Here is a 13434-nt window from a genome sequence, read left to right as displayed (position 1 = left end):
CAGCCCCTTCTTGTGCCCCCTCAATTTCTTTCCAGCGCTCTCTTCCCTTCCCCTTTACAGCATCTCTTGCAGCGCTTCTTACAGCACTTCCGTGAGCGGCTAGCGACAATTGACCAGCAACTGGCGCAGACGCAGCGGCTTGACCGGCTTGAGCAGAAAACCGAAACCGAGCGCACGCGCCCTGGCCTTGAGCGGTGCCGAGTGATCCGCGCTGATCACCACCACCGGCAAGCCCGGCCAGCGTTGTCGCAGACGTTGCGCCTGCTTGAGGCCATCGGGCTGCCCTTCGCCGAGCTGATGATCGACGATCAAGACCTGCGGCGCGGCCACGGCCTGCTGCAACAGCACCTCGGCATCCTCGGCGCAGTAAACACTCGCGCCCCAGCCCCCGAGCAATGACTGCATGCCGGCGCATACCTCTCGATCATCCTCGACCACCCAGATAACGGTATCGAGTAGCGGCTGCGCGAGCGGTGACGCGCAAGGCTGGCCGGGAGAAGAGGCGTCAGCCGCCGAGCCCTCCACACTGGCAGGCTGACGAATCGGCACGCGCACCGCGAAGGCGGCGCCGCGCCCCGGCGTGCTGGTCAGCGACAGGGGGTGCTCCAGCAGGCCGGTGATGCGCTTGACGATCGCCAGCCCCAGCCCGAGGCCGCGCTGCTCGTTGTCCCGGCGCGGCGCCAGACGTCGGAATTCCTGGAAGACCACCTCGCGCTGATGCTCGGCGATGCCGGGGCCGTTGTCGGCCACGGTGATCTCCAGCCAGTCATCGCGACGCCGACACCCCAGCAGCACCCGCCCGCGTGCCCGGCCATCCGGCACATGGCGCAGCGCATTGCTCAGGAAGTTGCGCACCACTCGCGCCAGCAATTGCAGGTCCGACTCGATACTCAGATGACTGGCCACGTAATGCAGCTTGAGCCCACGGGCGGCACCCAGCTGGCGATATTCCTCGGCGAGCACATCCAGAAGCTCACGCACCGGGAAGACGGCGACATCCGCCGTCAGCACGCCGGCATCCAGCCGCGAGATATCGACCAGCGTGCCCAGCAGACTCTCAACATCTGACAGCGAGCGCCCCAGCCGCGCCACCAGCTCGCCGGGCGAAGCGTCACCCGAAGTGGCATCGCTCTGCAGGGATTGGTTCATCTCCAGCCTCACCAGTTGCTCTTCCAGGGTGCTTGTGAACAACCGGGCGGCATTCAGGGGTTGCAGCAGATCATGGCTGATGGCGGCGAGAAAGCGGGTCTTGGAGTGATTGGCCGCCTCGGCGGCGGCCTTGGCGGCGGTGAGGCGTCGATTGAGCGCTCCCAGCTCATCGAGGGTGCGATGCAGGGCATCGGTGCGCTCGCGCACCTGATCCGCCAGCAGTACCGCATGCTCGAAGGCGGCGTAGGGCGCGCTCGGTGAAGGACTGCTGGATTCGACCCGCTCGATCAGTGCGGCATTGATCTTCTCCAGCTGGCGATTGCGCGCCTTGAGGGCGGCGAGTTCGGCGCTCAGGGCGTCCTTTCGGGAATCTGTCAGCGGCGTATCAGGCGCCATCCTCTCCTCCCATGCCGTCGACAACCAAGCGGCGCTGGCCGATCACCACGCCGGTGAAGGTCTGGTTGATGTGCATGCCGCGGTGCTGCTCACCGTAGGTATTGAAGCCGATCACCCGATGCCGCCTGAGCATCCGTGAGGCCTCATCCTCCAGCCCCAGTGCCTCGATCTCCATGCGTCGCAGGAAGCAGTCGCAGCCAATGGTCAGCGCAGGCGCCCCCAGACGTGACTCCACCGCGCTCAGGCACTGCTCGAGCTGCTCGAGAATCGGCGTGGCCTGCATGGCGGTGAGCACGATGCCGATCTCCACCGCACAGTAGAAACTCAGGCTGGCATCATCATTCACGCGCTGGATGGAGCGCACGTAATGCGCCTCGCCGATGCGCACCGCCAGCGGACAACGCGCGAAGACCACCTCATCCAGCGCCTCGGGCGCGACGCCGGCCAGCCGGGCGTACTCCTCGGCGGCGGGTACGGCATTCAGCTCCAACACGCGGCGTGAATCACGCTCCACCGCCGTCACTACCAGCTTGTCGGCCAGCGGCGTGAGGTGATGGGTGCTGATGACCTCGAAGGGCAGCCGCGTGTTGACCACCACCACGACCGCCGCCTGATCATGGAAGACGCCCTCGGCGTAGACATAGGTATGTGACAGGCGATTGTCATCCCCGGCGGAACCTCCGAAGGCGGGAATGCTGCCCAGCGCCGCATCCAGCGTCGCCAGGACCTGCTCCTCGCTGCTCGACAGGCCATCGAGCAGCGTCAGCGCGAAGCTGTTGCCCATCACCGGTGCCACGGCCTGCTCGCGACAGCGCGCCAGCAGGCCATCACTCAGCGCCTGGGCACGCGGAAGATCGAAGCCGTCCAGGTCATCGATCAGCACCTGTGCCAGCGCGAAGTCACTGCGCGCCAGGCCGATGGCGGTAATGGAGCCGCGCGCATAGCCCTCGGGCGTGATCTCGCCGGCGGTGGTACAACCGCTGACCGGTACCTCGCCGAAGGTGGCGGCCAACGCCTGACCGAGTGCCGCCAGCGGATAATCCGCCGAGCAGAAGAACAGCACCCCGCCGAGCCGCTCACGACTTCCCAGCGCCAGATCAAACGTTCGGGCAAGCTCAGCCACCGCGGCCAGTGGGTCCTTGAGCTGGCTGGCCGCCGTGGCCAGCGGCACGGCATGCATCTCGCTCTGTGGCTGCGCCCTTTCCTTCACGTGACTGCTGACATCCGTCATGTCCCCTCCTCCCGTCGAGCGTGGCGGAGCCGGAGATGACGATCATCCGTCGGCGTCCGGCCTAGAGCACCAGCCCGCTGGCTCTCACCACGCGTCGTTCAATGGCACCTTCCAGCGTCTCACGGCGGGTGCCCGCCAGCGTGACCCGCGATTTGGCCCGCGTGATGCCGGTGTAGACCAGCTCGCGGGTCAGAATCGGGTTGGCGCCTTCAGGCAACACGAATACCACATGGCGGAACTCGGAACCCTGCGACTTGTGGACCGTCATCGCGAAGACCGTCTCCACCGCCTCGAGGCGTGACGGCAATACCGCGCGTACGCCACGGTGGAAGCGCTGGATGTCGGTGTCCTGCCCATCACGCTCGGTGTCTGGCGTCGCCTCCTCCTCGACCGGAAAGAACACGCGCAAACGCCCCCCGGCGGCGGGGTCCGGCAGGGTGATGCCGACATCGCCGTTGTAGAGCCCCAGCGCGCGGTCGTTGCGCGTCACCATCACCGGACGCCCGGCGTACCAGCCGCGCTCCTCAATGATCAGTCCACGTCGCATCAGCACCCGCGCCACGCGCTGGTTGAGGCCATCGACGCCGTAGGGGCCACGGCGCAGCGCGCACAGCAGCTGGAACTCGAGCAGCAGGTCGATCACCTCACGCGCCGGGCGCCGCTCACGCACGGCCTCCAGCGCCGGGCGATAGCCATTGATCACCAGCCTTTCCAGATCGCGGTCTTCCGGTCCACTGAGCTTGAGCCAGGCGATATCGCTGTAGCCTGTCTTCCAGGCGGTGCGCAGCGCCTGACGATCCCCGGCGTTGCTGGCACGTGCCAGGGCGCCGATGCCACTGTCGGCGGAGAAGCGATAGCTCTTCTGCAGCACCACCACGTGATCGGCGAGTCGGCCGCGTGTCGCTGAGGTCTCCTCCGGGTCCTGGTCATCAGGCACGGCGATGGCCTGCTCCAGCGTTTCGCCGGTCAGACGGGCGAGGTCATCACACAGCGCCGGTGAGTAACGCGGCGGCAGCGCGTGCTCGCAGAGATCGCCCAGCACGGCGCCGGCCTCCACCGAGGCCAGCTGGTCCTTGTCGCCGAGCAGGATCAGGCGGGCGTGAGCGGGCAGCGCGCCAAGCAGCGCCGCCATCAGGTCGAGATCGACCATCGAGGCTTCATCCACCACCAGCAGATCCAGCGCCAGCGGGTTGCCGGCGTGATGACGGAAGTGGCGAGAATCCGGACGCGCGCCCAGCAGGCGGTGCACGGTGCTTGCCTCGCGCGGGATGGCGGCGCGAACCGCGTCCGGCACCTCGAGCTTCGCCACCGCGCCGCGGATCGACTCCGACAGCCGCGCCGCCGCCTTGCCGGTCGGGGCGACCAGGCGGATATCCAGCGCTCGCCGCTCGTGGGGATGGCCTGTCTCAGCGCCTTGCGTCTCGCCCTCGCCCTCGCCCTCGCCCTCGCCACCGTCAGCGCCACCCGCCAGCGCCTGTGCCTGCAACAGCGCCAACAGGCGCGTGACGGTGGTGGTCTTGCCGGTACCGGGGCCGCCGGAGATCACCGTCAGGCGCTGACGCAGCGCCAGGGCGCAGGCCAGCTTCTGCCAGTCCGGCTCGCCGTGGGGGTCCGGCTGATTGCCGGCGAACAACTCGCGCAGGCGCTCACCCAGCGCATCGCTGACCCGCGTCTCTCCCTCCTCGCTCGGGCCCATCCGCGCACGCAGTCCCGCGGCGACTTCCCGCTCGGCCTGCCAGTACCGGCGCAGATAGAGACGATCGCCCACCAGCACCAGCGGGCGCAGCGACAGATGGCCCGCCGGGGCATCGGCCTGGGCCAGCACGCTGACCAGCCGTGATGACGCCAGCTGTTCGGCCCAGCGAGTGGCATCGAGATCCGCCAGAAAGGCCTCCGGCAGAGCCACGCTGACCTCGGCCAGGTGCGCCTCGGACTGCTCCAGCGGTGGCAGCGACAGGGTCGCGCGTGGTTCGGCCAGCGCCCGCGACAGCGACAGGCACACATGTCCGCGCCCCAGCTGGTGGCTGGCCAGCGCAGCCGCCAGCAGCACGCTGGCCGGGGCCTCCGGCACATGACGTGCCATGAAGCGCACCAGATGGGCATCGACGCGCCTGAGCCAGCCCAGCTCGACCCACAGGCCGAGCGTGGCGAGCAATTGATCGGAGGAAGCAGCGCTTCGCCGGGTTTCCACGGGCATGACGTCAGACATCGAAGGCCCCCTGCTGGCCGCTTTGCGTGAGTGGCGTGGTGTCGGTGGTGTTGAGGAGCAGGCTGTCCAGGGCGGAGCTGTCGCCACCCAGCCAGAGATCCAGCGCCTCGATCAGCGCCTGTGATGGCCGGCGCTGGAAGACGCCGGGCGTCGCTGTCCTTTCAAAGGGCAGGCCGGGCGTCTCCCCTTGGGCGTCCACCGCAAGCGCGGGTGAATCACCGCCGGCATCCAGGCCGCGCAGGAAGACATACAGCACCCCGCCCATGCAGCGTTCGTAATCGTAGTCGTCGCCGAGACGCGCCTTGAGCAGACGATGCAGCGCGAGGGTGTAGAGCACGTATTGCAGGTCGTAGCGGTGCTCGACCATCGCACGCGCCAGCGACTCGCCAAGATAATCCTCGGGGCGCTCGCCCAGATAGTTGGATTTCCAGTCCAGCACGTACCAGCGTCCGCCGGACTGGAAGGTCAGATCGATGAAGCCCTTGAGCATGCCGTGCATGCGGCGTGGCGCGAGTCTGGGCCGCGAGCGCGGCAACGGCTCCAGCGCGGTGACCACGGCATCCAGCGGCAGACTGCGTGCATGGACAGCGGGCAGCCAGAATTCCAGCTCCGGCTGCCAGGCCTCGAGTCGATTGAGCAGAATCGGCTCGCCCTCGAAGCCCTGCAGCGGGCGGGTCAGCGCCTGCTCCAGCCAGTCGGTGAGGCGCGGCTGCCAGCTGGCATCGAAGCCACCGAAATGCAGCCGCGAGCCCACCAGCCGCTCAAGCTCGCCGCGATAGTCATCCGCGCCGAGGCGATCAAGATCCACCGCTTCCAGCAGACCATGCAGGAAGGTCCCCGGGCGCGGTCCGCGCGGGAAGTCATGCAGATGGATCTCGCCCACCGTCATCGGCAGGCCGCCGGCCAGCAGCGGGCCTGACTGGCCCGTCACCTCGCGGTCCGGACGCGTCAGCCCCTGCTCGCCTTCTTCCAGCGCGATCTCGGTGGCGCCCTCGGGCACGCGGTCATCCGCGGCATCGGCGGTGTCTTCCAGCGCCGCCGTCACCTGACGGGCATCGGTGAGCAAGGCGGTGTAGGAGGCGATCCACCAGTCATCCTCGATGCCGCCCGCGAAGTGGCGCGCGCCGTGGAAGTGCTGGTCACGCTCCGCCGGTGGCTGATACTCGTGGCCGGGAATCCCCGGCAGACCGGCGACACTGGCAAGCCCACTCGGCTGCTGATCACACCAGCCGTGCAACGCGGCCTCGACGCCACTGGCCTCGACGTTCGGGTCTTCGCTCAGGCCGAGCAGATAGCCGATGGCCGTCGCCGGCAGACTCAGCTGCTTGCTGAAACCGCCCTTGCCGATCGGCGCCAGTCCCAGCCAGCAGGCGTACTTGGGACGCGTCAGCGCCACATAGAGCAGACGCACGTCTTCCATCAGGCGCGCATGATCGGCCGCCGCGATGGCCTCCTTCGAGGGCTTCTTGACCAGGATGCTGTCATCGAGAGCGTCATCCTCCTGATCGGCTCTCCGAGCAGAGACTTCCTCGTCATCACCTCCTTGGTCATCACCTTCCTGGTCCTCGCCTCCCCCGTCAGCCGAAGCCAGCCAGCGCTGCTTGAGATTCAGCAGACCAAAGGTCTTGTCCGGCTCGGCCGCGCGGAAGCTGGCCATGAACGGCAGCAGCACGATGGGATACTCAAGCCCCTTGGACTTGTGGATGGTGACGACGCGCACCAGCCCCTCATCACTTTCCAGCCGCTGGCTGAGGCTGTCGCTGTCCAGCGCTTCATGGCCCGATTCCAGCGCCTGATGCCACCAGCGCAGCAACGCCTGCTCGCCATCGAGGCGCTGGGCAGCATTCTGGGCCAGTTCGCCAAGGTGCAGCACGTCCGTCAGGGCGCGCTCGCCCCCGGCGCGCGCCGCCAACCGCTCACCGACCCGGAAGTCGCGCATCACGCCGCGCAGCATCGGCAGCACGCCGCGCCGCTGCCAGTCGCGGTGATAGCCATCGAAGCGCTCGACTTCACGCTCCCAGGCCAGCTCATCCACCGCGAGGCGTTCGACCAGCGAGAGATCCTCTGCCAGCAGCCGCGTCGCCAGCGCCGCGCGCAGGCGACGGTCATCCCGCGGATGGGCCACGGCCTCGAACAACTGCAGCAGCTCGAAGGCCTCCGGTGTATCGAACACCGAGCTCTTCTCGCTCAGATAGACGCTGCGGATGCCGCCTTCGGCAAGCGCCCCACGCACCGCGGCTGCCTCGCGACCGTTGCGCACCAGCACGGCGATATCGCTGGCAGCTACGCCACGTGGCGTCGCATCCCCTGCATCCATGAACACCAGCCCCGGCTTGCCCGCCGCCAGACGCTGCTGTCCTTCCAGCAGGGCCTGGATCTGGGCGCGACAGGCCTCACTCATGGCGCGGCGGTGGTCATCGGCGCTCAGACGCTCACCGCTGGCCCACCACAGGTTCAGCGCGCAGGCGGCCTTTTCGCGGCCATCCGGATGACGCAGTACCAGCCGGGTGCGCGTGCCCTGGGCCTCGACCGGCTGGAAGGGAATGTCCTCACTGCCGAAGGGCGCGGGATGCTGGGCGAACAGGGCATTCACCGCGGACACCATCGCGGCGCTGGAGCGGAAGTTGCGCGGCAGGGTGAAGCGCGAGGGGGTGACCTTGCGCGCCGCCAGATAGGTGTCGATATCGGCGCCGCGGAAGGCATAGATGGCCTGCTTGGGGTCACCGATCATCAACAGCGTGCTGGACGCCTCGCCAGCATCGTTGCCGACATCACTGCTGAAGGCATCGTTGTCGGTCGGGCCATCGCCCGCCGTCTGCGGATAGATGCGCCGGAAGATGCGGTACTGGACCGGGTCGGTGTCCTGGAATTCATCGATCATCGCCACCGGCAGTTCCTGACGGATCTGGCGCGCCAGACGCTGGCTGGCCTCGCCATTGAGCGACGGGTCCAGCGCGTGATCGAGATCATTGAGCAGGTCCGAGAATTCCCACAGCCCGAGGCGGCGCTTCTCGCAGATCAGGGCACGGGCGACGCTGTCACGCGCATGCACGGCGACCTGATCCAACAGTACGGCGTCCGGGGCGGGCACCTCGGCCAGCATGTCCAGCGCCGCGAAGAAGGGATGACGCGGCGTCTGGCAGTTCTTCTTGGTGCCCTTCTCGAGCTTGGCCTGACTCAGCCAGCACAGCTTCTTGCTGTCGAGCATGTCGGCGGCGAAGTCGTGCTCGCCGCTGGCCAGCCAGGCGGCCGTCGCCGCCAGACGGGGCTCGAGTTCGGCCTCCTTGTAGCTGTTGCCGTTGAGCGCCTTGCTGGCGAAGGCCTCGCCCATTACCGCGCGGATGGCCGGCTCATCGAAGCTTTCCTCGACGGCGCGACGGGCGGCCTCCTGCTGCTGACGCCACTGTTCGGCATTGCCGAGCAGCTCGCTCAGGTCATGCGGGGCCTCAAGACATTCGCCGTCGCGGTACAGCGGGCGTGGCGTGCCATCCCGCAGCAGGCCGCGCAGCTCCTCTCCCAAGGCGTCGGGGCCGGCCCAGCGGCCACGGATCAAGGCCTGCCACTCGCGGGCCAGCGGATAGAACTCGCAGCGCCAGTAATCCTCGACGCAGCGCGCCAGCAGCGACTGGCCGTCCTGCAATAGCTCGGCGCCGAAGCGTCCACCGGCATCGAAGGCATGCCGGCTGAGCATGCGCTGGCAGAAGCCATGGATGGTAAAGATGGCGGCGTCATCCATCAGGCGCGCGGCCTGATCGAGGCGCCGTGCCGCCGCGGCCTTGAGACGCGATGCGTCCTCGGCAGATGAGGATGTCAGCAGCGGCGCGAGCAACTCGGCCAGCACCGGATCAGGACTGGCACGCTCCAGCAGCGCCTCTCGTGCCTGCTTGAGGCGCGCCCGAATGCGGTCTCTAAGCTCGGCGGTGGCGGCTTCAGTGAAGGTCACCACCAGAATCTCTGGCGGCGTCAGCGGGCGCGGATAGCAGACGCCCGCGTCCTGGCCGGGCAAGGGCCCGAGCACCAGCCGCACGTAGAGCGCGGCGAGGGTGAAGGTCTTGCCGGTGCCGGCACTCGCCTCGATCAGATGCTGACCGAGCAGGGGCAGCGTCGGAATATCGAGGGCCTGACCCTGCTGGCTCTGATCCATCTCGTCACACATTGCCGCTTCCTTGTCCCGAGCCATGACGCTCTGCACACCGCGCATGCCTTCCACTCTGGTATCGCTCATGACGCCGCCTTCCCGGTGGCAAGCTCCACCGCGCGTTCGCCGAGTATGCCCTGCCGCACGCCGATCATGCTCTCGATCAGTGGCTGGTAGAGCTGCACGCTGTTGAGCACGCCGCCGGCCTGTGCAAAGGCCTCGAACTCCGGCCACAGCTCGCCCAGTGCACCTTCCTGACGCCTGAGCGCCTGGGGGCCCTTGAAGATGTCTTCGCTGAAGCGGGTTTCCATGGCGCGCATCAGACTGTCGGCAAGCCAGGACTTGTGAATGGCGGCCAGCGCCGTCTCAAGATTTGCGCTGCCGTCAGCGGCCTGCGCCTTGAGCGCACCGAACAGGGCATTGCGATCCTCCTCGCCGACCACCTCCCAGAGGGTGGTCGCCAGTTCCAGGGCGGCCGCCAGCGGCGCCTGCCAGCCCTGGGCATAGGCCTTGACGAGATGGCGCAGCGCGGCCTCGGCCTGCTCGATGCGCAGCGCGGGGAACAGCAGCCAGCGGTCCTCGAACACCGCAAGCCACTGATAGCCTTCACGGCTTGCGCCCTGATTACCCGCCAGCTCCCCGAGGCCGGGGCGCGCATTGGCCATCAGCCACTCGAGGTAGCCGGCCAGCAGACGATGCGGCTTGCCAAGCTTCTTGTAGCGCCCTTCCTTGCCGGGCTTAAGGGTGCCGAAGTGGGTCGCCTCCAGCGTGGCCAGCAGGCGGCTCTCGCCCTCGGCGTCATCGCGCAGCTGCTGACGGCTGATCAGACGCGTGGTGAGGGTCACGCGCAGCATCTCGCCGCCCTCATCCTGCATGATCAGCGGTACCTCGAGGGTGCGCGGCGGCAGCGAGATGGCATCGCTGAGCTGGTCACGCCAGCTGGCCAACTGCTGATCGAGGCGCTTGAGACGCGGTTCGATCAAGGCATCGGCAAAGCCCAGCGCCGGCAGCCGCCCGGCCCGGCGCAGACGTTCGGCGGCCAGCGGCAATGACTGCCCGGCAAGCGCGGCGTCCAGCAACTCGCGGGTCAGGGTGAAGTTCTCCAGACCGTCGGGGGCGAAAGGTTCGTTGTCTTCATCCGGCACCTCGGCATCGCGGAAGCGCACGCCGACGCGGTCCAGCCCCAGCTGCCAGGGGCGGCGCAGGAAGCGCGCCAGCGAATCGGCACCGAGGCGCAGGTGGGACTCCGGCGCCTGCTCCACCAGCTGCTTCAAGGCAGTCGTTGTCGCCGAACCCGCCTTGGCCTCGCTTGGCTTTTCCGGATCTTTTTCAGTCACTTGAGCCTGATCTGTCGCGCGATACAGGCTCGACCAGCTGGCGTCATAGCTGAACAGATCGACGACCGCCGCCTGGCAGGCATGGAAATAGCGCCGCGAGAACGGCTGCAGCGGGTGTTCGGTGATCAGGCGTTCACGCAGTGCCGCCTCCCGCGAGCGCTTGGCGGAGTGCAGCTGCTCGGGCTCCCAGCCCAGTTCGATGTAGTCGAGCAATTCGCCGACCAGCACCGAGGGCGGCCGCTCGCCATTGTCGCGCTGGTCGCGGCCGACCCACGAGATCGACAGGCGATCCCGCGCCGCCAGCAGCGCCTCAAGGAACAGGTAGCGATCATCGTCGCGCCGCGAGCGGTCCCCCGCCTGCGGGCGGCTGGCCATCAGGTCGAAATCCTGCGGCATGCGCACCCGCGGGTAGTCGCCATCGTTCATGCCCAGCAGGTGCACTTCGCGGAAGGGAATCGCACGCATCGGCATCAGGGTGGCGAAGTTGACGCGCCCGGCGAGGAAGCGCTGAGCGAGACCGCCGCTGTCCAGCTCGCCGCGCAGTGCCTCGCGTACCACCTTGAGCGACAGGCAGCCCTCGAAACCGGCCTGCTGCCAGCCCTTGTCGAGGCGTGACAGCGCCGCCTGCAGGCGCGCCAGAATGTCGAATTCCTCGGCGCTGTCCGGGCTGAGGCTCTCCTCCCACAGCCGCTGCAGCGTGGTGGCCCAATCCGCTGGCGTGCGCGAGGTATCCAGCCAGCGGCGCCAGCGATCCAGACTCTCGATCAGCTCGCCGACCTTGCCTGCCAGCTCGGCCTCGAGACCGGCCACTTCATCGAAGGGCACCACGCCATCGAAACTCAGGCCGTTCATGTCGACAAGGCCGTCCATCATGTCGTCAATCGGAACGCCATTCTGCCCATCCCCAAGTCCCCCCTGCGCCGGATCGCCGGCCGCCGGGGATCCGGCCGCCGGGGCCCCGGTGGCGTAGCCCAGCAGCATGCGCTCGAGCCCGAAGCGCCAGCTGTTCTCATCGAGGGGCATGAAGCCGAGCTGCTCCCGATGCTCACCGGAGAGCCCCCAGCGCACGCCGCTGTCGGCCAGCCAGCGCCGCAGACGCTCGAGCTCACCCTCCTCGATGGCGAAACGACGTCGGAAGGCGGCGACATCCAGCGCATCGAGTACCTCGCTGACCCCGAGGCGGCGCTCCGGCAGTTCCAGCAGCATCAGCACCAGCCCGAGCAGCGGATTGGCCTGACTGGCCACACGGTCGGCGATGGTGAAGGGAATATGGCGCGGATTGCCCGGCGGCAGCTGACCGAACACCGCCTCGATATAGGGAGCATATCGGTCGATATCCGGCACCATCACCAGGATGTCGCGCGGCCGCAGCGGCTCGCCCTCGCCACGTTTCTCGGCGTCATGGGCCCGCTCGAAGGCCGCCAGCAGACGGTCGTGGAGAATCTCGACCTCGCGCAGCGCCGAGTGGGCGCTGACCAGGCTGATGGAATCGTCATCGGCCGCAAGTGCCCGCGGACTGCCCTCGGCCAGCGCACGCTCGCCGGGATGGACCAGCTCGAGGATCTCGTCCTGGATCTGCAGCAGCAGCGGTGCCTGCTCGGGTGGCGTGTCCTCGCTGATGCGCGGCACGAAGACGTCCAGCTCGAGATCGAAGCCGCTGTCGCGCCCCGACAGCGCACTCTCGAATTCATACAGGCTGACGATGAAGTCACGCCCCTGTGCGCCAAGCCCTGCCAGCAGCGGGTTGGCCTTGAGGTGCAACTCCTCCTCCGCCAGCCCGATCAGCGCCGGCGCCTCGGGGTGACGGGCACGCTGTTGCGCGAGGCGCTCGCTGTCCATGCGCTGGCTGTCTGCTCGCGAACTGCGCCGCACGGCTTCGCGGTCGGAGACGATATCACCCCAGTAATGGCGGCAGGGATTGGTGATCATCAGGTAGATGTCCATCACCCCGGACAGCGCATGCAGCGCATCCAGTGTCTGGCCCGGCAACGCCGAGATTCCGAACACGAACAGGCGTGGCGGCAGCGGATGACGACGGGTCGAGGGCAGTGTCTCCAGCGCGCGCGCCGCCGCGACGAAGCGACCATGCAGGGCGGCGCGGTGATGCTGGCGGCTGCTGGAGGGCGCATCGGCCAGCACCGCGCGCCACAATGCCGGCTGCCACTGCTGGCTGTCCGGCAGGTTGTCGGGCAGCAGATTGGCCGGCAGCTCGCTTGCGGCCTGCTGGCGCGCGAAGGCATCCCGGAAGTTGTCGTCTTCGAGCCCGCTCTCCCAACTGCGCACCCACTCGGGGCGATAGTTGAGGTACTGATCGAACAGGTCCGCCAGCTGGCAGGCCAGCTGCCACTGCTGACGCTCAGCCTCCGGGCCTTCGGGCAGCGCTGGCAGTGCATCCTCACCGACCGCCTCGATCAACTGGCCACGCTCGTCGCGACACAGGTAATCCCTGAGCGGCGCATAGCATTCGGCCCGGGATTCATCGGCCAGCAGCCCCGGCAGCAGGCGCAGCAGACGCCAGGCAAGCGGGCCCTTGTCGAAGGGCGACAGCTCCGGAATCTCGTCGCCCAGCACGCTGCCCAACACCCCGCGATAGGCACGCCACACGAAGCTCGAGGGCAGTGGGAAATCCACCGAGGCGGCAATGCCATCGGCCTCGGCCAATGACAATCTCAGCCACTGGGCCATGCCGTTGGACTGGACGAGGAAGGTTTCCGGCACCAGCGGAGGCTGAGGCGCGGCCTTGATCACCTTGAGGGCCAGATCGCGAAGGTCCTCGAGGTGATTGGCGTGAAGAACGGTAAACATGCGGGCATCCTGCTGGGAGTGACAACCCGGCCATCGTGGCCGTGGCAAGCCGCTGCGCGGAAGAGACAATGAATGGTTCTATCCTAGCGTCGCCGTGGCGCCGGCCCAAACGAAAAACGCGCACCACCCGGAGGGTGATGCGCGTTTTCAGGCAGAGGCAGGCCACAAG

The 13434-nt window shown here is 67.8% G+C and carries 5 protein-coding genes; all 5 read right to left on the bottom strand.

Annotation, left to right across the window (positions count from 1 at the left end):
• Positions 1 to 99 precede the first annotated feature (99 nt).
• The 5 genes from AC5WNJ_RS02340 to AC5WNJ_RS02320 all read right to left on the bottom strand — a co-directional run bounded on the left by AC5WNJ_RS02340 (position 100) and on the right by AC5WNJ_RS02320 (position 13265).
• Positions 100 to 1545: a NahK/ErcS family hybrid sensor histidine kinase/response regulator gene (locus AC5WNJ_RS02340; RefSeq protein ID WP_176676149.1), complete on the bottom strand. Its 1446-nt coding sequence runs from the start codon at positions 1543 to 1545 to the stop codon at positions 100 to 102.
• Complete coding sequence (nosP, locus tag AC5WNJ_RS02335; protein ID WP_176678247.1) at positions 1535 to 2725, bottom strand: nitric oxide-sensing protein NosP; 1191 nt, start codon at positions 2723 to 2725, stop codon at positions 1535 to 1537. The genes AC5WNJ_RS02340 and nosP overlap by 11 nt, the downstream gene beginning before the upstream one ends.
• A gap of 112 nt (positions 2726 to 2837) precedes the next feature.
• Positions 2838 to 4985, bottom strand: coding sequence for an exodeoxyribonuclease V subunit alpha (gene recD / locus AC5WNJ_RS02330; protein ID WP_495930368.1), 2148 nt, complete (start codon positions 4983 to 4985; stop codon positions 2838 to 2840).
• Positions 4978 to 9210 carry a UvrD-helicase domain-containing protein gene (locus AC5WNJ_RS02325; RefSeq protein ID WP_176676147.1) on the bottom strand — a complete coding sequence of 1411 codons (4233 nt, stop codon included), beginning with the start codon at positions 9208 to 9210 and terminating at the stop codon, positions 4978 to 4980. Before AC5WNJ_RS02325 ends, recD begins: the two co-directional genes overlap by 8 nt.
• Complete coding sequence (locus AC5WNJ_RS02320) at positions 9207 to 13265, bottom strand: exodeoxyribonuclease V subunit gamma (RefSeq protein WP_176676146.1); 4059 nt, start codon at positions 13263 to 13265, stop codon at positions 9207 to 9209. The genes AC5WNJ_RS02325 and AC5WNJ_RS02320 overlap by 4 nt, the downstream gene beginning before the upstream one ends.
• Positions 13266 to 13434: the final 169 nt, after the last annotated feature.

It is taken from the genome of Cobetia sp. PDI-23MA (assembly GCF_059507735.1).
This window is presented reverse-complemented; position numbering and strand designations above follow the sequence as displayed.